Origin of the sequence: Leifsonia sp. NPDC014704, assembly GCF_043083605.1 — a bacterium.
GTDB lineage: Bacteria > Actinomycetota > Actinomycetes > Actinomycetales > Microbacteriaceae > Leifsonia.
This window is the reverse complement of record NZ_JBIBYW010000002.1, coordinates 839142-865398: the sequence shown is the minus strand read 5'-3', so window position 1 is coordinate 865398 and position 26257 is coordinate 839142. Positions and strand designations below refer to the sequence as shown.

The window sequence follows — 26257 nt, the reverse complement described above, 5'->3', positions numbered from 1 at the left end:
TCCCGGTCCGCCGAGAAGCCGTGACCGTGCCTCCGGGAGCTGCTTCTTACGTGCGCAGTCAGCGCTGCGCCTGCGCTTCAGCCCCAGCCGTGATCACGGCGGAGGAGAGCCCCGCGGCGGCGGGCGAGTCCCGGACGGTGAACGGCGACGGCTCGACACCTGGGTGGCGACGGGATTGCACGATGAAGAGCACAACACCGATCACGACCGCGACGAACGATGCCCACACATTGGCCGGTATGCCGAGGAACCCGTCGGAGGTCGGGTCGATCCGGATCGCCTCCAGCCAGCTGCGCCCCAACCCGTACCAGATGAGATAGAGCGCGAGAACCTTGCCCCACTGCAGCTGGAAGCTGCGCTCGAGGAACAGGATGAGCGCCACCCCGACCAGGTTCCAGATGATCTCGTAAAGGAACAGCGGGTGGAAGAGTGTTCCCGCCGGCAGCCCGGGCGGGAACTTCGCGTTCGTTGCCTCGATCTGCAGTCCCCACGGCAGGGTGGTGGGCAGTCCGAAGAGTTCGTGGTTGAAATAGTTGCCGAAACGACCGAGCGATTGAGCGACCAGGAGAGCGGGCGCGAGTGCGTCGGCGAACGCCCAGAACCGCAGTCCGGTCCGGCGGCACGCGATCAGGATGCCGAGAGCGCCGCCGAGAAGCGAACCGTAGAGGGCGTTTCCGCCATCCCAGATCGCGAGAACGTTCCACAGATTCGCGCCGGGGAAGAAATAGTCGCCGACGTGAGTGAAGACGTGGTAGAACCGAGCGCCGATGATGCCGAGCGGCACCGCCCAGAGGGCGACATCCAGCACCACCCCTCGCTGCACTCCGCGCCGGCCGAGCCGATGCCCGGTGATGAGCACCGCGGCGACGATACCGGCGAGGATGCACAGTGCGTAGGTATGGATGGTCACGGGCCCGAGCTGGAACTGAGCCCACTCCGGCGGCGGGCTGGGGATGCTGGTCTTCATCGGCAGACTCCTCTCGGCGGACTCCGCAAGCGCGGCTCTGGAAGCTTAACCGCGGCGGTCACCTCTTCCGCTCGATCCATTCCACTGTGTACGAGCCCTCAGTCGCAGTCACAGCTGCGGACCCATGATCCGGTGCCCCTGGCGACCATCCCATTCCGGTCGCCGGTGGCACACTGTCAATCGGAGCAGTCGCGGGCACGACGCAGCGCGTTGGCGATACGGATGGGCCGCTCGGCACGGCGCGCGGCGTTGGCCGGCGACGGGTGCGGTGCCGCGAAGACCGGCAGCACCACCGGCCCGTCGTGCAGGGTGAGATAGCGCATGCTGCCGGCGAGCGCCGCAGAGCCGAGGGCGACGATGCCGCGAAGCCGCGGAAGCGCACACAGCAACACATGCAGCGCGTCCCGCGCCTCGTCGATCTCCGCGATCCGGAGCGGCGACAGGCTACCCGTCGAAACCCACGGAACGATGTTCCACCGTAGGATGTCTCCGCGATCCACGCCTGCCGCCATCCGCGCCGCCCGGAATGCACGCGAGCTTGCGGATGCGTTGTCCTCAGAGCTGAAGCCCTTCGAGCCCGCCGCTACTGTGCTGGGCGCAGGCCGCTCCAGCAGGACCAGCACCCGGGCGTTCACCCCACCGTCATCGGGGTCGAACCACGGAACGAATCGTCGGGTGTCTGCTGACCGCCACGATTCCACCAGTCGGTTGAGCGGCGCCACGTGCGGATCCCGCTCTCGTTGCGTCTTCGAACTGGTGAGTGCCGTGTCCATGGGTCGAGGTGCGGCCTCCTTCATGCCACCGGCATCGGCGGGGCAAGGAGAGTCCCCCGGATGACGCTGCCGTGGAAGGTGCGCACAGCGACTGTGATCCACGCCGTGACAAGTCCTGCGTACGCGATGATCGCGAGCCCCTGGAGAACCACAGACCCGGTGTGGAGGGCGAGGCCGGTGATGCCGGTCACGCAGGTCCCGACCGGGAAGGTGAACGACCACCAGGTCAGCGAGAACGGCAGCTTCTCGCGCGCCGTCCGGAGTGTGATCCCACCCGCCAGCGCGGCCCACAGCAGTGCGAAGCCGAGGACCGGGACGCCGTAGACGATGCCGAACAGCTCCAGGCCGCGAGCGAAGGTCCCGGAGAAGACGAGGTGGGCGTTTCCCCCGAGAAGGTTCGCGGCAGTGATCGATTGCCCGAGCGGCCCGAGCACGATCCAGAGTGTCGGGACGGCCGCCGCCGCACCGACCTTGTGCCGGGCGAGGCGCCCCCAGATCAAGGTGATGACGATCACCGAAGCCACAAGGCTCAGGCCGAACATCGCATAGCACGCGAGCAGCATCGTCAGTCGGGGCTGGCCGGCGGGGACGTACGGCAGCAGCAGCGCACCCGTCGCCGCTGAGACCATCGGCGGGACGACCGGCATCAGCCACCCGCCGAAAGCCGAGTCTTCGGCGATCTCGTGCCGCGTGAACGTGAGGTAGGGCACCGCGATCGCGCTGAACAGGCCAAGCACAGTTCCGATGGCCCACAGCACCGAGTCGACGGTCACGGCGGCCGGGAGGCCGATCACGTCTTTCCCCACCAGCAGTGTTCCCGCGCCGACCGTCAGCATCGCCATCGGCGGGGCGCCATAGAAGTGCGCCATCACCGGGTTGAGGTGGTGAGAGAGCGCCGTCTGGCGGTGGCGGAGCCAATGAACCGCCGTAGCGCCCACAAGTGCCACCAGCAACAGGGCAGCGACTGCCCAGACGATGGTCGCCGGAATGCGCAGCACCGGCGCGATGATCGGGAGAGTCGCAGCCGCGTTCGCGACAATACCGGTTCCCATAACCGACGCGAACCAGTTCGGGGTGATGTTCGAGAACGCCTGCGCTGGGTGCACGAGGTCGCGAAGGAGCAACCGTCGCGATGCGACCGGCGCCGGCGCCGGCGAGAGGGTGACCGATTTCATGCTTCCAGACTGTCGGTCATCGCGGTCGAGCGCGACGGGCCTACGCTTGTAACGTCACAAGGCGTTCTTGTATCGGGGGGTCGCATGTCCAATCGGGTCGACATCGACACCCTTCGCCTGCTCACCGAGATCGGACGGTCCGGGAGCCTCTCCGGCGCCGCCCGCGAGAACGGCGTCTCGCAGCAGGCGGTGTCGGCGCGGATGGCCTCGCTGGAACGAGAGATCGGCATCACGCTCCTCCACCGGACGCCGCAGGGGACCTCCTTGACCGAAGCCGGGGTGTTGGTGACGGAATGGGCCCTACCGCTGCTGGAAGCCGCCGACCGCTTCACATGGGCGGCCACCACGCTCCGGTCGACATCGTCCACGAGTCTGCGCATCGCTTCCAGCCTGACGATCGCCGAGCACCTCGCACCCGATTGGATCGTCGCACTCCGCACGGCCGATACGGCTCTCCGGATCGAGCTGATCGCACTGAACAGCGCCACCGTTGCGGAGAGCGTCCGTGCCGGCAACGTCGACATCGGGTTCATCGAGACACCCGACATCCCCGACGACCTCGCCTTCAAGAACTTCGCCACCGACGAGCTGATCGTCGTCGTGGGTGCGACGCACCCGTGGGCGAACCGACGATCCGGCGTCACAGTCGCTGAACTCGCCTCCACTCCCGTGCTCTCCCGCGAGCGCGGCTCCGGCACCCGCCTCGCCTTCGAGCGTGCCCTGACCGAAGCCGGGCACCCGCCGGTCGACCCGGCCGCAGAGCTGTCGACAGCCGGCGCCATCCGCTCCACAGCCGCCGCCGGGCAGGCCCCCGCCGTTTTGAGCATCTTGGCGGTTCGCGAGCAGCTCGCCACCGGCGTCCTCCGCCGGGTGACTCTGCGCGGAATGCGGATCGTGCGGCCCCTGACCGCGATCTGGCGCGGCGACCGCGAGACCTCCGCGGTCCAGCGAGTTCTCGATGTCCTCCCGGGACGCTGATCGACGCAGATCGGAACAAGACGGGGCGACGGGCCCGAGGAAGGCGGTCAGTTGTGCGCGAAACCTCACGCCGTGCCGAGAATCGGCTCCTGGTCCAGCTGCACAACCGACCACACGCCGTGCTCGAGCAGCAGTTCGCTCCAGGATCCCGTACGCACACGTGCGGTCCGACTTGCCGGGTCGATGGCTTCAAGGAGCGGTCGAATGACCGCATCGTGGGTGACGACGCACACCGCCCCGTCGGACGCTCCCGCAAGCCGATCGAGCGCGCACATGGCCCGCTCGAGGATACGGGAGAGGGGCTCCACGCCCGGAGCGGCGTCGACGCTACCGAACTCTGCGACGACCTCCTGCTTGACCTGGCCCGTCCAAGGCCCGTAGTCGCGGTCGTTGAACGCTGAGTCGGTCTCCACCGCGCAACCGCAGCGTTCAGCGATGATCCGCGCTGTTGTGACGGCGCGGTCGAGGGGGCTGGAGCGAACTTCCACGACTCCACGAGAGGCGAGCGCTTCGGCAACAGCACGCGCTTCGGCGATGCCGGTCTCGTCGAGGGGCGGGTTGGCGAGCCCGCGCAGTCGGCCTTCGGCGTTGAGGGCGGTCTGGCCGTGCCGGACGAGGAGGAGCGGGTGCGGGCCGTCGTTCATCTCGCTCCCTGGGATGGGAGTGTCGGTTGCAGTTCGTCGGGGTCCAGTGTCGTCCCGAATATCCGTTCATACAGGTCGGCGCCGAAGCTGGTGGGCAGTGGGACGCCCCGTTGGATGCGGAAGTCCCGGTGTCCGTCGTCCTCCCGGCCGGCACGGAGGAAGACGGTGTCCGTTCGCTTCTCCTCGTGAGCACGGCTCGCGTACTCGTACAAGTGGGTGACGAAGGCGACGGAGACTCCGCTGTCCCGGAGCGCCCCGATGACGTTTCGGGCGATTTCTGAGCCTTCGCGTTCGTTGGTCGATGCGAAGGACTCGTTGAGCAGGGTGAGCCCGCCCGGTTGGGCTGCATCGACGGTGGCGCTCATGCGTGCCAGTTCCTCGTCGAGGCGACCGCTGGTTCGCGCGGCGTCTTCCTCGCGGGTGAAGTGGGTGTGGATGGTGGTGCGCAAGGCTGTGGAGAAGGACTCGGCCGGCACGAACAGGCCGCAGTGCGCTAGCAAGGTGGCCTGGCCGAGGCTGCGGAGAAAGGTGGACTTGCCTCCTCTGTTCGCGCCGGTGATGACGGTCACGGTGGTGTGGTTCAGGTCCAGCGTGTTCCCGACGACCGGTGACCCGGACAACAGGACCAGCGCCGCGTCATAGAGACCGGTGCAGGTGAATCCCGGGGACGCGTGGAAGGTTGGCAATGCAACGGGCTCTTGGAAGGAATTCAGCGCATTGTGAAGGTTGCACGCGCCGACGAAGAAACCTGCCTCTGTCCGTAGGGCGTTCCAGAAGCCGGTGAGGTGATCGGCCGCCTGGCCGAGCGCGTCCGCGACCGGGTCCAGTGCGCGGTCCTTGAGCTCGCTGAGCGCCTTGTATCCTGCTTCGTCACGGTCGGGAAGGGTGAAGGTGTGGTCGGGGCGTCGGAACCCCAGGCGCACCAGGAGCGGGGGTCGGGTCAGCGGTGGCCGAGTCAGGGTGATACCGGTGGCCTTGTTCGCGGTGCCGAGCGTGGCGGCTGCATCGACGCCGTGGGGGAAGGTCAACTCAGTGAGCAGCACGGTGACTTGCTCGAGCCACTCGTCCGACACGTCCTGTTCGAGTGCAGCGAAGAAATCGGTGAACGCCTGCGACTGGAATGTCGCGGCGTTCGCGCGTGCGAGTTCGCGCAGTGCTTGGAGGTGCCGAACGTGGATGCGGAGCACCTCGATGGAGTGATGCACCACCCCGGCGGGCGTGAACAGTCCCCATCCGTATGCCTTCTTGACCTCGTCCAGGGCGTGCTTCGGCGCCTGATAGAGCTCCAGGATCGTCTCGGAATTCGCTAGGGCGTCCCGCACCGCCGCCTGTCGGTAGGCGATGGCGGCTGGGTCGTTGAGCGGTTGGTGCAGCATCGCCGTCGCGACGGTCTCGACGGTCGTATCGTCGTGGGCCATCGCCCGCACGAGAGCGCCAAGCGCGAGGTCGACGAATCGGTCGCGCGCAAGCTCATCAGGTTGGTATTCGACCGTGGCGTCACGGTCGCGATACAGCAGTCGCGGCCTCATGAGAGGACCCGTTCTCGGATGCGCTGTGGCGATAATCCGTACTTCTCGGCGATCGCGGTGGCGTGCGCGAGCCCATCCGGTGGCCGGCGGACAATGCGGAATGTGCGGCGCGTGGGGTCGTCCGCAGCGACCTCGGCCACGACGCTGACCACTGACGGCGTCATCACCGCCAGCTCGTCCAGGAAAGTGACCGTGACCCCAATGGCGCCGGCGTCGAGCAGCGCGTGGAGGACGCGTTCGTTCAGGGAGAGCGCGTCCTGGGCGGTGGTCGAGCTGAAGAGCTCGTTCGCGATGACGATGGAGTTTGAGGTAACGCGCTCGAGGATGTCCCGTACGCGGATGAGGTCGTCTTCGAGGCGGCCTCGCAGCAGAGCGAGGTCCTCCTGACGCTCAAAATGCGTCAGTAGAAGATCGAAGCGAGCCAGCCGTGCGGTGCGTGCGGCGACCGGGAACCCGAGCGCGGCCATCCAGTGCAGCTGACCGAACACGCGGGCGAAGGTCGACTTGCCACCCTGGTTGGCCCCGGTGACGACAAGGAACTGCTCGCCCGGCGCAAGACGGATGTCGTTCGGGACGATGGACGCGCGGGTTTTCGGTTGGGCGGCGAGTTGCAGGTCGTAGCCGTCGACGACCTGCACGCTTCGGTCCGTGGTGAGTTCGGGCAAACAGGTAGGTAGTGTCTCTCCGGCCGCCGCCTTCAGGTGATCCAAGACGGAAAGGTACAGGTGCAGTCCGCGTTCATATCGCGCGACAGTCGTGGCTAGGAATGCGGCATGCTCGCCGGCGAAGCGTTCGAGCGCTTGGAATGCGGAGGGGAAGACTTCCGCAACGAGGTCGAGGACGCCCGCTTCGACGCGGTTCATCTCGACAGTGTCTACGAACCGTGTGCGATGCGAACCCGCGTCCGTCTCTTTGAAGCGGGCGAAGGCGCCGGCGACAGCAGCACTCTGATCCGTGCCGCTTGCGTCTGCCAGAACGGTGACGCTTCCGCCTTGAATGTGGAAGTCGTACTTGACCGCGTCCAGTTGTGCAGCGACCGAGCGGGCATCCATGCTCAGGCGTGTGAATGGCTCAGAGCGAACATACTCGGCGAGTACTTGTGCGGCGGCTTGCAACGCTTCCGAGCGGAGCGGGCACCTGGTCAGAGCATCGGCGGCGGTGCCTACGACGCCGGCGTATTGACGGGCGGCATCCAACAGAACCCGCTGGGCCTGACGTGGATACCGCAATCTCCGGGCGAGGCCGAGAGCTTCACGCACCGCCGCCATGCCGGCGACAAACGTGCGGCAGGCGGCGATCACCTCTGGGGTGTCGAGGTCGGAGAAAACGCCGTGGCGGTATTCGACCGTGGGTGCATCGGCCGCCGTCCAGAACACCGGGGCGAGCTCTAGTGGGTCGTCGCCGAGCACGTCGGTGACGATCTGATCCAGGCCGAGATCAGGGAAGCATCCCGGCTGTTCTTCCGCCAGCTGCTTCGGCTGGCCGGTTGGGAACAGCAGACTGGTGGGCGTTACCTCGCGGTCGGTCATCGGCGCTCCTCTACCCGGACGCGTGCAGCGTCACATTCAGGTAGAAGCCATCAGCGGGGACCCGCGGTTGCCGGTGAGCCTCATCACCGTGGTGCGTGCCGTAACCATAACACCGTCGCATCCGGACTTGTACCCGCCACCAGTTCTGGCATGATGGGATCTGACGGCTCGCCGTCGCGGTGGTGGGGCTCGCCGCAACCAACCTCGGCTTCGCCGACAACGGTCCCTATCTCAGGAGACGCGCACGCCCGTGCGCCCGGAGATAGGAGCACGATGACCGATCACAGGCCCGAACCGCCCCCGCACGGCGTAATCCTCGTCGGAGTGGCGAAGGATCTCGCGGACGCCGTCCTGGTCGTCGCCTCGCGCCTGGCGGAGGACCTGAGCTGTGACCTGGTCTGCGCGACGGTGGACCCGAACCGCTATGCCGTCGACGAAGGGGCCGACGGCACGGTCCGCTCCGTTCCGATCGACCCTGATCTGCCGGAGTTCGAGGAGGATGTCTTCGATCCTGCACTGACCCGCCGGATCGAGAAGCTGCTCGCCGGGACGCGGGTCTCCTGGAGCACACGCACTCTCGCCGGCGATCCCGCGCGTGCCCTCGGCCACCTTGCGGAGAAGCTCGATGCCCGGATGATCGTCGTGGGAACCCACGAGGCCGGGCTGCGCACCAGCATGCGCGAGTTCTTCCGGACCTCCGTCGCTGTTCATCTCGCTCACCGGCAACACCGACCCGTCCTCGTCGTACCGCTCTCCCCGGTCGACGATGGCCGAGCCTTGCCGTGGGAGTGAGGGAACGGGTCGCCGAGGTCTACCTGCTCCGCCACGGTGAGAGCACGGCCAACGCGCGAGGACTATTCACCGGTGTCCTGAACCCGGGGCTGAGTGAACTCGGCCGGGACGAAGCGCGACGCGCTGCGATGCTCCTGGCGCAAGCCGGCGTCCGTCCCACTCGGGCGTTCTGCTCAGCGCTGCGGCGAACAATCGAGACCGCGCAGGAAATGGGCGCGGTCATGGATTTGCCGCGGGCCGAAGTCGAATGGCGACTCGACGAACGCAACTACGGGGCCCTGACCGGACTCTCGAAGACGGAGGTCGCCCGACGTGCAGGCCAGGCACGCTACCGGGAGTGGCGACGCTCCTACGACGTCGCACCGCCGCCGATGTCGGAGGCCGAGATGGCCCGACTCCGTCGCAGGCCGCCGTTCAATCGGCTGCCGTCCCAGGCGCTCACAGCCACAGAATCTCTCGCCGATGTCGTACGCCGGATCACACCGTTTCTCGACGATGTACTTCTCCCTGCGGCCGGCGCCGGCCGCCCGATCCTGGTGATCGCGCACGGCAACTCCCTGCGCGCGTTGCTGTTCGTGGTGCAGCAGTTGACGCGCGAGCAGGTCGAGCAGCTGAACATTCCAACCGGTCACCCGCTGCGCTGCCGGTTCGAGCTGAGTCGCGGCCGCTTCCGGCTGCGGTCGGCAACCTACCTCGACCCCGAGGCGGCGGCCTACGCCGAGGATGTCCTTCGAAGCCAAGGGGGTACCTGAATGGTGTCCCGTCGTGAAAGGAGCCGGCTCCTGAATACCGAGAGCCACACCATGCCCGTCGATCCCGACGTCGTCGCCGACGATGTCCCGGCGAGGCGGACACGCCCTGTCCACCTCCACTGGAGATACATCGGCCTCGTGTTCGCCGGCGGCGCCATCGGCACCACGATCCGCTATCTCCTGTCGCTTTCAGTTCCGACCGTCGACGGGATCCCCGTGATCACCTTCGCGATCAACGTGGTGGGTGCGTTCGCCCTGGGCTGGCTTCTCGCCTGTCTCTCCCGGGGGCCGGACCAAGGCATGAGACGAGTTGTGCGGCTCTTCGTCGGGACAGGGGTACTCGGCGGGTTCACGACCTACAGCTCCTTCGCTGTCGACACCGATGGACTCATCGTCGCCTCCAACATCGCGGGAAGCATCGCGTACGCCGTCGCGACCCTCCTCGTCGGTGCGCTCGCCTCGCTCGCCGGCATCGCCCTCGGCACGGCCATCAACCGCCGCGCGAGCGGAGGGACCCGATGACCGGCTTCCTGGTTGCCCTCGCGGTCGCCGCCGCCGGTGGAGTGGGCGCGGCCAGCCGACTTGTCGTCGACGGCATCGTGAAGTCACGAGTGACGATCCCGTTCCCACTCGGCACGACCATCATCAACATCTCGGGGTCGTTCCTGCTCGGGCTCGTAACCGGTCTCGCCACCTTGGCGCTGCTTGCACCGGAGTGGCGGGCCATCATCGGAGTGGGACTGCTCGGCGGGTACACCACATTCAGCACCGCAAGCTTCGAGACCGTCCGTCTCGCGCAGGAGGGCCGGTATCGTGCCGCAGCCGTGAACAGTGTCGGCATGCTCGCCGGCGCTCTGCTCGCCGCGGGGCTCGGCCTGTGGATCGGCTGGCTGGTATGAGAAAACCATCCGCACGGTGTTCCGTTTTCCGCGATTGTGTGCCACACTCCCAACCAGCGCTTCGGCGCTTCGGCGGTGGGGCTCGCCGACACCAACTTCGATGCCGACAACAGTCCCTATCTCACGCGATCACGCACGCCTGGAGATAGGAGACACCATGCACGAGCACGGCTACACCGGCCACATCGACGCCGCCCACCAGGGCCACTACATCAGCCACCCCGAAACGCACCCGGTCGCTATCGAGCAAGTCACCGCCCGCCAGATCCTCGACTCCCGCGGCTACCCAACGGTCTCGGTCACGCTCCACCTGCACGATGGCACGCGGGTCTCTGCCTCCGCGCCCGCCGGAGCATCGACGGGGGCGTATGAAGCCGTCGAGCTCCGGGATGACGGGCCCTCGTACTCCGGTCGAAGCGTCCACCGTGCGGTCGCCGGCGTCGAGGCGGAGATCTCGCCCTTGCTCGCGGCCCGCCATTGGACGACGCTGCGCGAACTCGACGATGCCCTCCGCACACTCGACGGAACCGAGAACCTCGCTCGCCTCGGCGCCAACGCGGTGGTGGCGGTGTCCATCGCCGCAGCCCGCGCTTTCGCACACGCCTCGGAAGTTCCGCTGCATGTGTGGCTTGCTCGGGTCACCGACAGTGCGCAGAGACTCCCCGTCCCGCACTTCAACGTACTCAACGGCGGCGCTCACGCGGCCAACCCGCTGGAGTTCCAGGAGTTCATGATCGCCCCCGTCGGGGCCGCGGACGAGGCAGCCGCAGTGGAGGCCGGAGCAGAGATCTACCACGCCCTCGCCGCCCGGGTGAAGGCTCGATTCCACACCGCCGGCCTCGGCGACGAAGGCGGCTTCGCCCCCGACATTGCCAGCCCAGAAGAAGCGATGGAACTCCTGGTGCAAGCCATCCAGGACGCCGGGTACACCCCCGGTCTGAACGACGTAGCAATCGCCATCGACCCTGCAGCGAACGGCTTCTACGAGCGGGAAGGAAAGTACAAGATCGCCGGAAAGCTCCTGGGTCGCGACCAGCTCGTCGACTACTACATCAAGCTCCTCGACGAGTACCCGCTGCGCTCCATCGAGGACGGCTTCGCCGAAGACGACCATGCCGGATGGAAGCTGCTCTACGACGCCGTCGGCGACCGCACACAACTCGTCGGCGACGACCTCTACGTGACCGACCCCCGGCGAATCTCCGACGGCGCCCGCAACCACTACTCCAACGCGGCACTGATCAAGCCCAACCAGATCGGCACTGTCAGCTCCACGCTGGACGCCATCGCAACCGCCCGTCGACTCGGCATGCAATCGATGGTCTCCCACCGCTCCGGCGAGACAACCGACGCCTTCATCGCCGACCTCGTCGTCGGAACAGGAACCGGGCAGATCAAATCCGGCGCCCCCGCCAGAGGAGAGCGCGTCGTCAAGTACAACCGACTGCTCGACATCGAGCTGGACAACAAGTCCCTCCCCTACGGTCTCGAGCTGGCTCCCACCCACGCACCCGAGGTGGCGTTGGAGCCCTGAGAACACTTCCGCCCACATCGGGTTATCCACGTGACCCGGCGCGGGAGTGAGAGGGGGAGCGCCTTCACACCGAGGCGCTCCCCCTCGTTTGGACTGAAGGAGAGCCGGTGACATCGCCGCATAACGCTCGCAAGGACGAGGACGCGAAGTGGCTCACGCCGGGAGTCGCCTCCATCGGTGCGGCCAGCTTCTTCTCGGATGCCGGCCATGAAATCGCGACGAGCGTCATGCCCGCGTTCCTCACCTCCGTCCTCGGCGGCAGCGCAGCAACTCTCGGCCTCATCGAGGGCATCAGCGACGCACTCACGGGCACCATGAAAGTGATCGGCGGCCCGCTCGCCAACGACCCTGCACGGCGGCGCAAGCTCGCCACCGGTGGGTACATCGTCACCGCTGCAGCCACCGCCGCGTTCGGGTTCGCCACAGCGGTCTGGCAGGTGGGGGTGCTTCGAGCCCTCGCCTGGGCAGCTCGGGGGGTGCGATCACCCGCCCGGGATGCGCTCCTCGGCTCCCTTGCCAGACCGAATACGTTCGGACGGGCGTTCGGTCTTGAACGCGCGGGCGACAACCTCGGCGCCGTGGTAGGGCCGCTCCTGGCGGCTGTGCTCGTCGCGTGGCTCGGTCTTCGACCGGCGATCTGGTTCGCATTCGTCCCTGGGATGCTCGCCGCCATCGCCATCATCGTCGCCGCCCGTGAAGCGAGAGGACCCACGACGGGAGTGCGTCGCCCAATGCGCTTGGACGTTCGGGGGCTCCGCCGCGCCGGGATCGGAAGGCCGCTTCTGCCCGTGCTGCTCTTCGAGTGCGGCAATCTCGCAACCACGCTGTTGATCCTGCGGGCGACGGACCTGTTCACGACCCTCGGGTTCGCAAACGCTGCCTCGCTCGCGATCCTGCTCTACGCGGGCCACAATGCCGTCGCCGCCCTGATCGCCCTTCTGGGAGGCTTCTGGCTCGACCGCGTCGGGCCGCGGCGCGTGTTCGCGTCGGGGGCGATCGCCTATGTCCTCGCGTACGGGCTCATCGCCCACGCTTCGATCCACTGGGGGTTCGCCGTCGCGGGCTTCCTGCTCGCAGGAGCGGGCATCGGCCTGGCCGAGACAGCTGAGTCCGCTCTCATCGCTCGGATACTCCCGGATGAGCTCAGAGGCAGCGGATTCGGCGTCGTCGGAGGAATCCAGGCAGTGGGGAACATCGTCGGAACGGTTGTTGCGGGGGCACTCTATGCGACAGTCTCTCCGGCCGCTGCGTTCACGTACGCGGGAGCATGGATGTTGCTGTCAGCTTGCACGGCCGGCGTCTTCCGAGCGCGGGCACCGTCAGGGCAGAACCCGGGGTAGCCAATCACCGCATAAAGCGGCGAGACGCGCCACTGCACAGACACTGGTTCGTGCCAGCGCTTCATCGAAAAGAAGGTTCTCTCATGCAACCGCCCGTGCGCGGTGCCAATGGGGATGGCGCCTTCGCCACGCCGCTATCACATAGCGGCGAGCAGTGCGGCGCACGCCCGTTCGCAGCGCCGACATACCTCAGCACAGATTCGGCAGTGCTCGTGCATGTCGGCATGCTTCTCGCATTCATCCGCACAGGCGCCGCATACGGTGCGGCACGATTCAAGCGCCGCCCGCGTGACGTTGGCGTCATATTCGGTATGACGGGAGAGGACATTGCCGGTCGAAGCACAGATGTCTGCGCAGTCGAGATCCGTCCGGATGCACTTGATGAGCTCGGCGACCATCTCCTCGCTGAGGCATGCATCCGCGCAGGCTGTACAGGCCTGTGCGCACTCGATGCATGCCTCGATACAGCTGCCCAGCTTGTCGCGGTCCACGCCTCCGAGATCCGCCGGATATGTCTCGAGCATTCGCGTTGCGGTCGACATGGTGACTGCCCTTCCTCTTCACTGATCCCGCCTGCGCATGCGACGGTACCCGCCACATCGCCGTTTTCCACCCGCAATCGCGACTTGCGGGAATACCGTCCAGGGGTATCCTGTTGGTAAGCGGTGATACCCTCCCCGGGTATGCACGAATCGATGGAGGAACGATGAAAACAATCGACTACCAGGTGACAGGGATGACCTGCGAGCACTGCGAGCGTGCCGTGTCCACCGAGGTCGGTCAGGTGGCCGGCGTGGACAGCGTGAAGGTCTCCGCGAGCGACGGCATCTTGCACATCACTACCGGAACCGGAGTGGACGACGCGGCGGTGCTCGCCGCGGTCGACGAGGCCGGCTACGCCGCCGTCCGCAAGTAATACCTAGACCTCTTCTCACCACCGCAAGGAGCCCAACGTGTCAGCATCTCCCACCACCGCCGCCGGCGGATCGACCCTTGAACTCGAGGTCGGCGGGATGACCTGCGCGTCGTGCGCCATGCGGATCGAGAAGAAGCTGAACCGGCTCGACGGCGTGACGGCGACGGTGAACTATGCCACTGAAAAAGCTCGCGTTACGATTCCGGCCGGCATGGATGTCACGGCGGTCATCGATGAGGTCGAGAAGACCGGATATACCGCAGCGCTGCCCACTGCGGAGCCGGGCGCAGCGGAGAAAGACGACGACCCGGAGCTGACCGGACTGCGCAACCGCCTGATCGGAAGCGTAGCGCTGTCGGTTCCGGTCATCGCGCTGGCGATGATCCCCGCTCTGCAGTTCACCTACTGGCAGTGGCTCTCGCTCGCCCTCGCTGCACCCGTCGTGGTCTGGGGCGCGTGGCCGTTCCACAAGGCCGCCTTCATCAACGCCCGCCACAGGGCGGCGACCATGGACACCCTCGTCTCGATCGGCACCCTCGCGGCGTTCGCGTGGTCGCTGTATGCGCTGTTCTTCGGCACCGCTGGGATGCCGGGTATGACCCACGGGTTCAGCTTCACTGTCGCTGCCTCCGACGGTGCGGGAAACATCTACCTTGAGGTCGCGTCCGGGGTGACCACGTTCGTCCTGGCCGGGCGCTACTTCGAGAAGCGGTCCAAGAGGCAGGCTGGCGCCGCGTTGCGAGCGCTGCTGGAGTTGGGCGCGAAGGACGTCGCGATCCTGCGGGACGGTCAAGAGACTCGCATCCCGATCGAGAAGCTGCAGGTCGGTGACGAATTCATCATCCGGCCCGGCGAGAAGATCGCCACGGATGGTGTCGTCATCGACGGTGCTAGCGCGATCGACATGTCCCTCCTGACCGGCGAATCGGTGCCGGTCGAGGTCACCGTCGGGGATACGGTCTCCGGTGCGACCGTCAACGCCGGCGGCCGCCTGCTCGTGCGGGCCACCCGGGTGGGTAGCGACACCCAGCTGGCTCAGATGGCCAAGCTGGTCGAGGATGCCCAGTCCGGCAAGGCCGAGGTGCAGCGCCTCGCCGATCGAATCTCCGGAATCTTCGTGCCCATTGTACTCGGCATTGCCGTGATCACTCTGGCCGCGTGGCTGATCACCGGCCACCCGGTCGCTGCAGCGTTCACCGCCGCGGTGGCCGTGCTGATCATAGCCTGCCCATGCGCACTCGGCCTGGCCACCCCGACAGCGTTGCTGGTCGGGACGGGTCGCGGCGCGCAGCTCGGCATCCTGATCAAAGGACCGGAAGTACTGGAGTCCACCCGCACCGTCGACACCATCGTGCTGGACAAGACCGGAACCGTCACCACCGGAAAAATGACACTGATAGACGTCGTGACGGCTCCGGGGGTCGACGAGACCGAGCTCCTGCGCGTTGCGGGCGCCGTCGAAGCAGCATCGGAGCACCCCATCGCCCGCGCCGTTGCCGCCGCAGCGACGGATCGGAGCGGCACGCTTCCAGTTCCGGAATCCTTCGTGAACATCGAGGGCCGCGGAGTGCAAGGCGTCGTTGATGGCCACCTCGCGCTGGTGGGCCGCGCCACCCTTCTCGAGGGCTGGTCGATCACACTCGACCACGCCCTCACCGCCGCCAAGAACGCTGCGGAAGCGGCCGGCCGGACGGTCGTCAGTGTGGCCTGGGACGGCGAAGCCCGCGGCCTGCTTGTAGTCGCTGACGCCGTCAAACCGACCAGCCATGAGGCGGTTGCTGCCTTCAAGCAGATCGGGCTCACTCCGATCCTTCTCACCGGCGACAACGCCACCGTCGCCCGAGAGGTCGCCGACGCCGTCGGTATCGAAACGGTGATCGCCGACGTGCTCCCCAAAGACAAGGCCGAGACCATCCGCCGGCTCCAGGCCGAAGGCAAGACCGTGGCGATGGTGGGTGACGGCGTGAACGATGCGGCAGCCCTCGCAACCGCCGATCTGGGCCTCGCGATGGGGACGGGCACCGACGTCGCTATCGAAGCGGCCGACATCACGCTTGTCCGCGGCGACCTGCGGGCCGCCGCTGATGCGGTTCGCCTGGCCCGTCGAACGCTGGGCACGATCAAGACCAACCTGTTCTGGGCGTTCGCCTACAACGTCGCCGCGATCCCCCTGGCCGCTCTAGGCCTGCTCAACCCGATGATCGCCGGAGCCGCGATGGCATTCTCCAGCGTCTTCGTCGTCAGCAACAGCCTCCGCCTCCGCAGCTTCCGCCCCCGCGGCACAGCCACCACTCCGACCACCAACACCCCCACCCGCGTCCTCGAGACCGCCTGACCACCCACGAAAAGGAACACCACCATGAGCGACAGCTGCTGCAGCACCACCAGCAACCACCACGACGACGCCGCCATGCCCGCCGGGGCCACCAACCTCCTCGGCGGCGCCGGCGCAGACGACCTCACCGAGTGCGTCGTGATGAAGGGCAGCACCGTCAGCAAGGCGAAAGCAGAAGCAGCCGGCCTTTACCGTGACTACCACGGTGAGCGGTACTGGTTCTGCTGCGCCGGCTGCGCACCCCGTTTCGACGCTGATCCCGCACGCTACGTCGCCGCGTAACCGTCACCGCCCGGCACAGGCGGACTCCAGCACATCACCCAAGTGAAGGGCTAACACCATGACCGACCACAACGGGCACGACCACCACGCCGGCCACGTCATTCCAACCGGCACCGAATCTGTTCACCAGCAGCACGCCGGAGACTTGAGTGACAGCGGACACGACGCGCGCCAGCACGCTGGACACGACATGACCCGGCACTCCGGACATGACAAGGCCGGACACGGCGGGATGGGCGGCCACGCCGGACACGGTGACCACGTCGGCCAGTTCCGGCGGCTGTTCTGGATCATGCTGATCATCGCCATCCCCGTTGTCGGATTCTCTCCGATGTTCGCCATGATCCTGGGATACCCGCTGCCGGACGCGGTCTGGGTGGCATGGATCTCACCAGTCCTCGGCACCGTCATGTACGCGTGGGGCGGCCGACCCTTTCTCACCGGCGCGGTCAGCGAACTGCGAGCCCTCAAGCCAGGGATGATGCTTCTGATCGCGCTGGCGATCACGGTCGCGTTTCTGGCCTCCTGGGGCGCCAGCTTGGGCATCCTGGATCACGAACTCGACTTCTGGTGGGAGCTCGCGCTCCTGATCGTGATCATGCTGCTCGGGCACTGGATCGAGATGCGATCCCTAGCGCAAACCACCTCCGCCCTCGACTCGCTCGCCGCCCTGCTACCCGACGAGGCGGAGCGTGTGGAGGGCGACACCACCGTGCAGGTGGCCCCCTCTGACCTTCAGGTCGGCGATGTGGTCGTGGTCCGCCCCGGCGGGCGCATCCCCGCCGACGGGCGGATCGTCTCCGGGTCGGCGAGCATGGACGAGTCGATGATCACCGGCGAATCCCGCACCGTCCGCCGTGACGTCGGCGACGCCGTCGTCGCCGGCACCGTCGCCACCGACTCCGGCCTGCGTGTCCAGATCACAGCTGTCGGCGACGATACCGCCCTCGCCGGCATCCAGCGCCTCGTCAGCGACGCGCAGAACTCCTCCTCTCGGGCCCAGCGGATCGCTGACACCGCAGCCGCATGGCTGTTCTGGTTCGCCCTCGGCGCCGCCGTCATCACCGCGCTGGTGTGGACGATGATCGGGCTCCCCGATGAGGCCGTCGTACGGACCATCACCGTTCTGGTGATCGCCTGCCCGCACGCACTCGGGCTGGCCATCCCGCTGGTGGTCTCCATCGCCACCGAACGCGCCGCCCGCGGTGGCGTCCTGGTGAAGGACCGCCTTGCCCTGGAGAGCATGCGCACCGTCAACACGGTCCTGTTCGACAAAACCGGCACCCTGACCAAGGGCGAACCCACCGTCACCGCCATCGAGACCACCGACGGCACCACCTCTGATCAGCTGCTGGCCCTGGCTGCGGCGGCCGAAGCAGACTCCGAGCACCCCCTCGCGCGGGCGATCGTCAACGCCGCCGCGGCACGCAACCTGCAGGTGAGTGCGGCGAGCGGTTTCGAGTCGTCGCCGGCCGTCGGGGTGTCGGCGACGGTCGACGGCCACCATATCCAGGTCGGCGGCCCCAACCTACTGAATGAGGCGGGCGTTGAGGAACTTCGAGTCGCCGACGCCTGGCGGGAGGATGGCGCGATCATCCTGCACGTCCTCGTCGACGGGCAAGTGGCGGGCGCGCTGAAGCTCGCCGACGAGATCCGCGAGGAGTCCCGGCAGGCCGTCGACGCGCTGCACGCGCAGCACGTGCAGGTCGTGATGATCACCGGCGACGCCGACGCTGTCGCCAAGTCAGTCGCGACCAACCTCGGCATCGACCGGTACTTCGCCGGAGTCCGACCCGAGGACAAGTCCGCCAAGGTCAAAGAACTCCAGGCCCAAGGCCGCAAGGTGGCGATGGTCGGCGACGGCGTGAACGACGCCCCCGCCCTCGCCCAAGCCGACGTCGGCATCGCCATCGGCGCCGGCACCGATGTCGCCATCGCCTCCGCAGGAGTCATCCTCGCCAGCGACGACCCCCGCTCCGTGCTCTCGGTCATCGAGCTCTCCCGGGCCAGCTACCGCAAGATGAAGCAGAACCTGTGGTGGGCGGCCGGTTACAACCTCATCTCCGTGCCGCTCGCTGCCGGCGTCCTCGCGCCGATCGGCTTCGTCCTCCCGATGTCCGTCGGCGCCATCCTGATGTCCCTGTCCACGATCGTCGTCGCGCTTAACGCCCAACTGCTGCGCCGACTCGACCTGCGACCCGAGACAAGCGCGCGAACCGCCCTCGAACGATCCCGTACTCTGCCTGAGACCCCGCAACCCGCCTCCCGCATCTAACCCTCCTTGGAGCGCTCCATGAACGACACCGCAACCGCCACACAACACGAACACGAACACGGCTACATCACCGACAAAGCCAGCTACATGCGCCGCCTCAGCCGCATCGAGGGACAAGCCCGCGGAATCGCGCGGATGGTCGATGAAGAGCAGTACTGCATCGACATCGTCACCCAGATCTCGGCGCTGACCTCCGCCCTCAAGAGCGTCGCCGTCGGCCTGGTCGACGACCACCTCAAACACTGCGTCGCCGACGCCGTCCTACTCGGCGGCGAGGAAGGACAGGCGAAAATCAAGGAAGCCAGCGACGCCATCGCCCGGCTCGTTCGCTCCTAGGAGCGCCACCCGTACACGGCCGTCGCGTGCGTCCTCGTACTCCCAGAACATCGTCGCCCGTGGGCCTGTACCCTGAACCGTGAATCCGGTCGAAACGTCGTAGGAGGTGTCGTGGTCAGCAACAGCATCCGCTTGCCACGGCTCAGCGGGATGCAGCGCATCGTCGTGCTGCTGCTCGCCGTGACCGGCATCGTCGTCGGTCTCCTCGCCATGCACACGCTCACCACGGTCGCCGGAGACCACATCACCCACCACGCCACCGCCGCAGCGACTTACGACCACGCCGCGGTGGCTTCCACCGCAACGGCGGCAGTACATCCTGCCGCCATTGCCGACAACGCCATGACGGGCATGCCCGGCCCAACGAGCGACTGTAACGGCACCTGCGACTCCGGCCACAACATGGCGAACATGGTCTGCCTGCTCGCACTACTCGTGCTCACGCTAGTCGTTACCCTGCGGGTGATCTTCAGCCGATGGGGCAACGACCTGCACCGGCTCGTCGCCGCGCTGACCGCCGCCCTCCCCGCCGTACTGGCGCCTCCCTCACCACCCTCTCTTCACGTTCTCTCCATCAGCCGAACCTGATTCGACCGTCCCCGGCCCTGCTCCGGGCACCGAGGCCTGCCCACCGGCCGGTCTGACGAATCAGTTTTCGAGCAAGAGAGAAGTACGCACATGAAGATCAAGACGATGGCGCTCGCCTCCAGCGCCGCCCTGGCCACCGCCCTCATCCTGGCTGGCTGCTCCAGCCCCACCACCGGCGGTCACTCCGGAATGGACATGGGCGGATCCTCCGCCACCAGCACCGCCACGAGCGAGCACAACGACGCCGACGTATCGTTCACCCAGAACATGGTCATGCACCACCAGCAGGCCATCGAAATGTCCGACATGGTCCTTGCCAAGACCGGCGTCGACGCAAAGGTCACCGAGCTGGCGCAGAAGATCAAGGCCGCGCAGCAGCCGGAGATCGACACGATGAACGGCTGGCTGAACAGCTGGAACGTGTCCATGGGCATGTCCCACGACATGGGCGGCATGATGTCCGAATCCGACATGAGGGACCTCAAGGACGCCTCCGGTGCGGACGCAAGCAAGTTGTTCCTCACTCAGATGATTCAGCATCACCAGGGCGCCATCGAGATGGCGAACGAGGAAGTCAAGACGGGGAAGAACACGGATGCCGTGGCCCTGGCGAAGAAGATTGTCACAGATCAGACCGCCGAGATCGCCACGATGAAGGACCTGCTCAGCAGCCTGTAGTCCGTCCCACCGACGGGCGGGTGTCGCCGCATCCCCCAATCCCCCCTGCAGCGGCGGCACCCGTCCTTTTCCTCCCCTCGCCTCCCGTCGGAAGAGCCATGACCTCCCCAACCCCTTCGTACTCACGCAGACGCGATCTTCGATCGCAGCGCCGCAACGTGGCGCCGAAATCCGCGCGCCGGAAGAACCGACCCTGGCAGACCATCATCGCCACCGCGGCCGCCACTCTGCTCGCCGCACCCTTTGCCCTCCCCGCCTTCGCCGACTCTGCCGAACCGGACGCTATCGACGTGATCCGCGTGCTCGAGCAAGCCCAGACCGTCAGCATCAACGCGGACGCGACCGGCGTGGCGATCACGCGCGAGGGCTACACAGTCACCACGCCACCACCACCCCCACCACTCGTGCCCGCCCCTCAAGCGCTGACCGGCGGCTACGCTTCCACGGCCGATACGTTCACCAACAACCCGGCCTCCCCGGTCCAGTGGCCCTTCACTCAGGGCGTGCCCATCAGCGACGGGTTCGGATACCGCAGCGCACCCTGCGCCGGCTGCTCCTCCAAGCACCAGGGCATCGACATGAACCCAGGCCGCGGCACCCCCATCCAAATCATCGCGGACGGTGTGGTCTCAGAAATCGGCAACCCCAGCGGCGAACTCGGCGTCTACGCGATCATCGACCATGTCATCGACGGGGAAAGGATCAGCAGCCTCTACGCTCACATGCTCGCCGGTTCCCTTCGCGTGAATGTCGGAGACCAAGTCCGAGTCACCGACATCGTCGGACAGGTTGGCAGCACCGGCATGAGCACCGGCGCCCACCTCCACTTCGGAATCATGCGCGATCGCGCCTTCATCGACCCGTACCCCTACATGAAAGAGAAGGTCGGCTCGTGAGCGCCCCCATCCGCTTTGCCCTGACTGCAGGTCTAATCGTTACCGGGCTGCTGCTCACCGGGTGCACTCTCCCGACCGGCGAACCATCCCAGCGGACCGTCGATCCAGTCGCCGCGCTCGCCCATGTCCACGACCTCGCCATCGACGACAAGCAACGCGTTCTTGTCGCAACACACGACGGCATCTACCGCCTCCCCGAGATCGCCGGCGGAACGGAGCTGACTGGGCCGCTCGGCGGAGCACGCTTCGATGCCATGTCATTCACCACCGTCGGCGACACCACGTTCGCCTCAGGGCACCCCGGCAGTGATTCCCCGGCAGCTTTCCAAGCGCCCAATGTTGGACTGATGCGCGTCTCCGGCGACGCCGATGAGTGGACCAACACATCACTCGGCGGACGTACCGACTTCCACGCACTCACCTCCGCCCGGGTCGATACGACGGTTCAGCTCTACGGCGTCGACGCAGCCTCCGGTGCGCTCCTGCACAGCCAGGACAGCGGCGACACCTGGTCCGTTGGCGCAACTCTGGAAGCAACCGACCTCGCCGCCTACCCCGGGAAGGCTGACACCATCTACGCCGCCACCCGAGCCGGAGTCGCCATCAGCACCGACGGCGGCCGCACATTCAAAACGGACACCAGCGCCCCCATCCTCAACCAGCTCGCCATTGCCGGCAAAGGCACCGTCTACGGCATCGGGCCAGACGGATACCTCTGGAAGCACGCCGGAGCCGCGTGGACCCGCGGCGAGGTCCTGCCGGGGACAGCCCAAGCGCTCACCGCTACCGACGACCGCGTCATTCTCGCCACAGACCGCGGGATTTTTGCGACCGCGGACATGGGAGTGCAGTGGACGCCACTCTGGACGCCCTGACACCTCGAGTACACCGCACTCACTCCTGGCGCATACGCAACTGAGGAACGGCCTTCACGAGGACAAGCGGCCTGGGCGGGACACCCTCGGCGTGCTGCCCCCTTGGGCTTCTTTCCGATCCGGCAGCCGATCATAGCGACCTCCGACGGCTCCGTTCCCTCCGCTCGCTATTTGCAGACTGCGCTCGCTTCGCTCCCTGCGCTTAGCAACCGCTTCCTCAGGGCACTGCGCCGCTTCCGCTCGCTCTTGATCCCTGTGCCGGAACGGCAAGAAGAGCGATCAGGGAGGTCGGGGTCATGGGCGGCAAGAGCACCACAAGGAGCGCAGAAGATCGACGGACCGAGGCGGAGGCACTGCAGGCGTCGATCGTGAAGCAAGTCCAGCAACTTAGCGACAGCGGCCAGTGGCGCGCGTTCCTAGAGTTCGCCCGCTCCTTCCACACCTACAGCCTCAACAACGTCCTGCTGATCTTGTCGCAGAACCCGCAGGCGACCAATGTCGCCGGATTTCGTCAGTGGCAGGCCAAGGGACGACAAGTACGCCGGGGCGAGAAATCGATCAAGATTTTCGGATACCGGGAGAAGAGATTCGCTCACGATGACGACCAGAAGAAAGCGACCGAGGACGACGAACGCGTAGTCCGGTCCTTCCCCACACTATCCGTTTTCGACATCACACAGACCGACCCGATCGAGGGAGCGGAGCCGCTCCCCGAGGACCCAACCCGACGGCTGATCGGGGACGACGACCACGGCCTCATCGCCCCCCTGACCCGCTATCTAACGGGCCACGGATGGGGCATCCAACGCGAGCCGCTCACCATCGCGAGCGGGTACACCGACCCTGAGCGGCGTCGCGTCGTCCTCGCCAAAGACCTTGCCCCCGAACAGTCGGCTAAGACTCTCATTCACGAGACCGCGCACATCGAGCTGCGCCACATCGACGACATCGACGACTACCGCACGCACCGCGGACAGATGGAGGTCGAAGCCGAATCAGTCGCATACATCGTCGGCGGCATGAACGGGTTCGACACCAGCGCCTACAGCATCGGATACATCACGGGCTGGGCGGATGAAGACACCAACGCGATCCGCGCGACTGCCGTGCGCGTGCTCGGAACAGCGCACACCATCGCAGAAGCCATCGAGCACCACGCATAAGTCCCGCTCAGGAAACCCCGGTCCAAATGGTCCGGGGTTTCCTCATGCTCAAACGCGTCAACTCAGGATGCGAGCGCTTCTGGATAGGCGACAGACGAAGCAGGAAGCACCAAGTCGAAGTAGAGATAAAAGCGACACGGACGAGACCGACAAAGTAGCGAACGAAGTGAGGACGACGCCGAGAGAAGGGAGACAGAGCCGAACAGCAAAAGAGTGAATGCACGCAGGCACTTTTTGTGGAATGCGAGTATCGTGGGCGGCATGCGCGGGGGTGTGGCGCGGTGGAAACGAGGGGTTGCCTCACAGGGGGTGAGGCAAGCGATCGCTTATGCGTTCGGCGGTGTCTGCGACTCGCACCTGACGGCGAAGACCGCGGAAGGGGTGCTCGCGGCGGCGGATTACGCGGGTGCGGTGATGACCCGGTACGTCGTGGAGGACGGGTCCATCCGCGATGATCTGCTCACCCGGAAGCAGCTGCGCACCTGGGTCGATGGCAGCGACCCACTCACCGGTGAGCATCGCGGGTTCGAGATGTCCTCCCCCAATGCGGATCTGGTGTTGGACGCGACGATCAACGCGCCGAAGTCGTTCAGCATTGCGGCGATGCTGGATCCGGAGTTGAACGCTGCGTACGAGGACCTCCAGGACCGACTGAGGGACCGGATCATCCACCTCTGGCAGGAGGAGCTAAACGCTCGGCGTGGGAAGGGCGGCTGCATCAGGGAAGACCTCGCTCGGGTCGAGGTGGTCGAGCTCAAGCATGAACGCTCCCGCTCGCTGGATCCGCATAAGCACCGGCACCTGTGGTTGAACGTGAAAGTCCAAGGCCTCGACGGGAGGTGGTCGAACGTGGACACTCGGGTTGCGTTGCGGTTCCAGAACGTCATCAATGCCGAAGGCGACCTCGCCGCCCGCACCGACCCCGCCTGGGCCACCGCTCTGGCAGCGAAAGGCTTCACCCTTAACGAGAGTGGGGAAATCGCCCAGTTGCAGCACCTGGTGCGACCGTTGTCGAAGCGGTCCGCGCAGATCGAAGCCAACAAGATCGCCCGCACCGCCTGGTGGAAGCAGCATCACCCCGGACAGGAACCCTCCCACGACGTGTTGAACCAGATCGACCGGTGGGCGTGGGCAGCCAACCGACCCAACAAGCCCGGCGATCTGAACGAAGACGACTGGGCCGCGCTCGTCCGCGAAGAACTCGCTGCCGTTGACCCCGCGCTCCTTTCGGCGCGCCCTCGTATCGAGGCGGCTTGGGCATCGATCGAGGATCTCGACATCGAGCTCCTCGCCGCCAAAGCCATCGTCGATGCTGACGCTCGAGCAACCGGCACCGGTGGCCGATTCAGCCTGATGGACGTCCGCGCCGGCGCACTCCGCGCCCTCGCGGCGACCGGCGTCATCGCCGAACTCACAGAACTCGCGACCATAGCCGAGCAGGTCATCGCCGCCGCACGAGCACACACCGTCACGCTGCTCGACCAGCCCGATGTTCCTTCACACATCAAGTCCAGAATGGCCACCTCCACCGCTGCACTGAAGGCCACGATCGCCAACCGAATCGAAGCACTCTCCGCGCCCGGCACCGCGGCCCCCGTCGAGGAAATCACCGCTATCGCTCACGTGCTCGACCCCGAGCGACTCCTGGACAACGATCAAACCGATGGCGCATCGGCTATTGCCGGGACCGCATCCGTCGTCGCCATCACCGGGGGGGCTGGCACGGGCAAGACGTCCATGCTCAAAGTCGCCGGCGCTACCTTGCGCCGCCACGGGCGAAACATGATCATCGTCGCCCCCACCAAGAAGGCCTCCACCGTCGCCGGACGCGAAACCCACAGCGCCGCCTCCAGCCTCCACCAGCTCCTTCATGACTACGGCTGGCGATGGAACACCGGCATCGCCGGTAACACGGAATGGAAATTGCTCCAGCCCGGCGACACCGACCCCACGACCGGGCAGTACTACCGGGGCCCACGAACCCGGATCCGCCCTGGTGATCGGATCGTTGTCGACGAGGCCGGCATGCTCGACCTCGAAGCCGCTAACGCGCTCATCGACGTCATCCACCGTACGGGCGCGACCGTCGCAGTCGTCGGCGACGACTACCAGGCCCTCCCCGTTGGGCACTCCGGCGCGATGGCTCTCTTCCGCCGGTCCGCCTTTGAGAAGATCGAACTCACCGAGATCCACCGGTTCCGCGACCCAGAATGGGCCGACCTGTCCGCGCGTATACGCGACTCACGTGGTCTCGCGGAGTCTCGCGCGATCGCAGAAGAGATCGAACAGGCGGGGCATCTCATGCTCGTCACGAGCGAAGCTGAAGCACACCAAACGATGGTTGCCGCATGGCTCGAGTCATCGCGCAAGGCGCAGACGATCGCGCTAGTGACGGGTACGCACGCAGAAGCTCAACGGGTCAACGAAGCGATTCAGGCACGGAGAATCGAGTCTGGGGCTTTGGACACACGAACATTCGCAGTGGGCCAGTCGGGGCAGCCTGTGTTGGTTGGCGATGTGGTTCAGACCCGCAGGAACGACAATGCGTCCGGAGTAGAGAATCGCCAGAACTGGATCATTAGGAGCATCACGGACGAGCACCTCACACTGGCGTGCACTTCCGACTCAAGCTCGCTGCGGCGGATCACACGCGAATACGCAAGCGCCAATCTTCACCTCGGCTACGCCAGCACTGTCTACGGCGTCCAAGGCGAAACCACGGATCGTGCCATTGTTGGTCCCGGCGTCGACGCCGCCGGCCTCTACGTCGGGCTTACTCGCGGACGGTCGCGAAACGATGCCGTCGTTATCGCCTCGTCGGTCGAGGCCGCAAGGACGGAACTGGCTGCCACGATGCAGCGACAGCTAAGAGAAGAAACCATCGAGAAGTCTCGACTCGCCGCTCGGGAGGAACTGGCCCGTGCCGCGAGGAACGGCGCCGCACGACCATTGGCGACCGTCGGCGCACCGTCGCCCACATTGTCTCGATGATCCGACAGCC

General features: G+C 66.4%; 25 protein-coding genes and 1 riboswitch. Of the genes, 18 read left to right on the top strand and 7 right to left on the bottom strand.

Features of this window, described 5'->3' with window-relative positions:
• Positions 1-58: 58 nt before the first annotated feature.
• The 3 genes from lgt to ACF1AJ_RS15615 form a co-directional block, all read right to left on the bottom strand.
• On the bottom strand, positions 59-967 hold the full coding sequence (gene lgt / locus ACF1AJ_RS15625) for a prolipoprotein diacylglyceryl transferase (RefSeq protein WP_391508175.1): 909 nt from the start codon (positions 965-967) through the stop codon (positions 59-61).
• 176 nt (positions 968-1143) lie between these two features.
• The gene (locus ACF1AJ_RS15620; RefSeq protein ID WP_391508174.1) at positions 1144-1740 is read right to left on the bottom strand and encodes a uracil-DNA glycosylase family protein; all 597 of its coding nucleotides are present in this window, start codon (positions 1738-1740) and stop codon (positions 1144-1146) included.
• A gap of 20 nt (positions 1741-1760) precedes the next feature.
• The gene (locus ACF1AJ_RS15615) at positions 1761-2915 is read right to left on the bottom strand and encodes a TDT family transporter (RefSeq protein WP_391508173.1); all 1155 of its coding nucleotides are present in this window, start codon (positions 2913-2915) and stop codon (positions 1761-1763) included.
• Positions 2916-2999: 84 nt separating this feature from the next.
• Here ACF1AJ_RS15615 and ACF1AJ_RS15610 point away from each other — a divergent pair, with 84 nt between their 5' ends.
• Positions 3000-3893, top strand: a complete 894-nt coding sequence (locus tag ACF1AJ_RS15610; protein ID WP_391508172.1) for a LysR family transcriptional regulator — start codon at positions 3000-3002, stop codon at positions 3891-3893.
• A gap of 65 nt (positions 3894-3958) precedes the next feature.
• Here the strand turns inward: ACF1AJ_RS15610 and ACF1AJ_RS15605 are convergent, their stop codons facing one another.
• From ACF1AJ_RS15605 to ACF1AJ_RS15595, 3 genes are read right to left on the bottom strand one after another with little or no spacing between them, the layout of a single operon-like run.
• Positions 3959-4537 carry a histidine phosphatase family protein gene (locus tag ACF1AJ_RS15605; RefSeq protein ID WP_391508171.1) on the bottom strand — a complete coding sequence of 193 codons (579 nt, stop codon included), beginning with the start codon at positions 4535-4537 and terminating at the stop codon, positions 3959-3961.
• The gene (locus ACF1AJ_RS15600; RefSeq protein ID WP_391508170.1) at positions 4534-6066 is read right to left on the bottom strand and encodes a hypothetical protein; all 1533 of its coding nucleotides are present in this window, start codon (positions 6064-6066) and stop codon (positions 4534-4536) included. The genes ACF1AJ_RS15605 and ACF1AJ_RS15600 overlap by 4 nt, the downstream gene beginning before the upstream one ends.
• Complete coding sequence (locus ACF1AJ_RS15595) at positions 6063-7595, bottom strand: hypothetical protein (protein WP_391508169.1); 1533 nt, start codon at positions 7593-7595, stop codon at positions 6063-6065. The genes ACF1AJ_RS15600 and ACF1AJ_RS15595 overlap by 4 nt, the downstream gene beginning before the upstream one ends.
• 34 nt (positions 7596-7629) lie before the next feature.
• A riboswitch (Fluoride riboswitch) is annotated at positions 7630-7692 on the bottom strand.
• A gap of 176 nt (positions 7693-7868) precedes the next feature.
• Between ACF1AJ_RS15595 and ACF1AJ_RS15590 the strand changes: the two genes are divergently transcribed.
• From ACF1AJ_RS15590 to ACF1AJ_RS15565, 6 genes are all read left to right on the top strand, one after another.
• Positions 7869-8387 (top strand): universal stress protein, encoded by a 519-nt coding sequence (locus ACF1AJ_RS15590; protein ID WP_391508168.1) that lies wholly within the window; start codon positions 7869-7871, stop codon positions 8385-8387.
• Complete coding sequence (locus ACF1AJ_RS15585) at positions 8384-9139, top strand: 2,3-bisphosphoglycerate-dependent phosphoglycerate mutase (RefSeq protein ID WP_391508167.1); 756 nt, start codon at positions 8384-8386, stop codon at positions 9137-9139. Before ACF1AJ_RS15590 ends, ACF1AJ_RS15585 begins: the two co-directional genes overlap by 4 nt.
• Before the next feature lie 51 nt (positions 9140-9190).
• Positions 9191-9661, top strand: coding sequence for a fluoride efflux transporter FluC (locus ACF1AJ_RS15580; protein ID WP_391508166.1), 471 nt, complete (start codon positions 9191-9193; stop codon positions 9659-9661).
• Complete coding sequence (gene crcB / locus ACF1AJ_RS15575) at positions 9658-10038, top strand: fluoride efflux transporter CrcB (RefSeq protein ID WP_301209970.1); 381 nt, start codon at positions 9658-9660, stop codon at positions 10036-10038. Before ACF1AJ_RS15580 ends, crcB begins: the two co-directional genes overlap by 4 nt.
• A gap of 157 nt (positions 10039-10195) precedes the next feature.
• Positions 10196-11572, top strand: a complete 1377-nt coding sequence (eno, locus tag ACF1AJ_RS15570) for a phosphopyruvate hydratase (protein ID WP_391508165.1) — start codon at positions 10196-10198, stop codon at positions 11570-11572.
• A 107-nt stretch (positions 11573-11679) separates the two neighbouring features.
• On the top strand, positions 11680-12912 hold the full coding sequence (locus ACF1AJ_RS15565) for an MFS transporter (RefSeq protein ID WP_391508164.1): 1233 nt from the start codon (positions 11680-11682) through the stop codon (positions 12910-12912).
• 137 nt (positions 12913-13049) lie between these two features.
• On the opposite strand, the gene ACF1AJ_RS15560 is transcribed toward ACF1AJ_RS15565, so the two are convergent.
• Positions 13050-13454, bottom strand: coding sequence for a four-helix bundle copper-binding protein (locus ACF1AJ_RS15560; protein ID WP_391508163.1), 405 nt, complete (start codon positions 13452-13454; stop codon positions 13050-13052).
• Positions 13455-13618: 164 nt separating this feature from the next.
• On the opposite strand from ACF1AJ_RS15560, the gene ACF1AJ_RS15555 reads away from it, so the two are divergent.
• From ACF1AJ_RS15555 to ACF1AJ_RS15505, 11 genes are all read left to right on the top strand, one after another.
• Positions 13619-13828 (top strand): heavy-metal-associated domain-containing protein, encoded by a 210-nt coding sequence (locus ACF1AJ_RS15555; protein WP_391508162.1) that lies wholly within the window; start codon positions 13619-13621, stop codon positions 13826-13828.
• Between the two features lie 97 nt (positions 13829-13925).
• Positions 13926-16163, top strand: a complete 2238-nt coding sequence (locus tag ACF1AJ_RS15550; protein WP_391508776.1) for a heavy metal translocating P-type ATPase — start codon at positions 13926-13928, stop codon at positions 16161-16163.
• Between the two features lie 24 nt (positions 16164-16187).
• Positions 16188-16445, top strand: coding sequence for a YHS domain-containing protein (locus tag ACF1AJ_RS15545; RefSeq protein WP_391508161.1), 258 nt, complete (start codon positions 16188-16190; stop codon positions 16443-16445).
• 58 nt (positions 16446-16503) lie between these two features.
• Positions 16504-18720 (top strand): heavy metal translocating P-type ATPase, encoded by a 2217-nt coding sequence (locus ACF1AJ_RS15540; protein ID WP_391508160.1) that lies wholly within the window; start codon positions 16504-16506, stop codon positions 18718-18720.
• A gap of 18 nt (positions 18721-18738) precedes the next feature.
• The gene (locus ACF1AJ_RS15535; RefSeq protein ID WP_391508159.1) at positions 18739-19056 is read left to right on the top strand and encodes a metal-sensitive transcriptional regulator; all 318 of its coding nucleotides are present in this window, start codon (positions 18739-18741) and stop codon (positions 19054-19056) included.
• A 111-nt stretch (positions 19057-19167) separates the two neighbouring features.
• Entirely contained in the window at positions 19168-19644 is a 477-nt protein-coding gene (locus ACF1AJ_RS15530; RefSeq protein ID WP_391508158.1) for a DUF6153 family protein, read from the top strand.
• 90 nt (positions 19645-19734) lie between these two features.
• Positions 19735-20322, top strand: a complete 588-nt coding sequence (locus tag ACF1AJ_RS15525; protein WP_301209978.1) for a DUF305 domain-containing protein — start codon at positions 19735-19737, stop codon at positions 20320-20322.
• 98 nt (positions 20323-20420) lie between these two features.
• Positions 20421-21218: a M23 family metallopeptidase gene (locus tag ACF1AJ_RS15520; RefSeq protein WP_301209979.1), complete on the top strand. Its 798-nt coding sequence runs from the start codon at positions 20421-20423 to the stop codon at positions 21216-21218.
• Positions 21215-22093, top strand: a complete 879-nt coding sequence (locus ACF1AJ_RS15515; protein ID WP_391508157.1) for a WD40/YVTN/BNR-like repeat-containing protein — start codon at positions 21215-21217, stop codon at positions 22091-22093. The genes ACF1AJ_RS15520 and ACF1AJ_RS15515 overlap by 4 nt, the downstream gene beginning before the upstream one ends.
• A gap of 296 nt (positions 22094-22389) precedes the next feature.
• Positions 22390-23256 (top strand): ArdC-like ssDNA-binding domain-containing protein, encoded by an 867-nt coding sequence (locus ACF1AJ_RS15510; protein ID WP_391508156.1) that lies wholly within the window; start codon positions 22390-22392, stop codon positions 23254-23256.
• Positions 23257-23565: 309 nt separating this feature from the next.
• Positions 23566-26247 (top strand): AAA family ATPase, encoded by a 2682-nt coding sequence (locus ACF1AJ_RS15505; RefSeq protein WP_391508155.1) that lies wholly within the window; start codon positions 23566-23568, stop codon positions 26245-26247.
• Positions 26248-26257 lie beyond the last annotated feature (10 nt).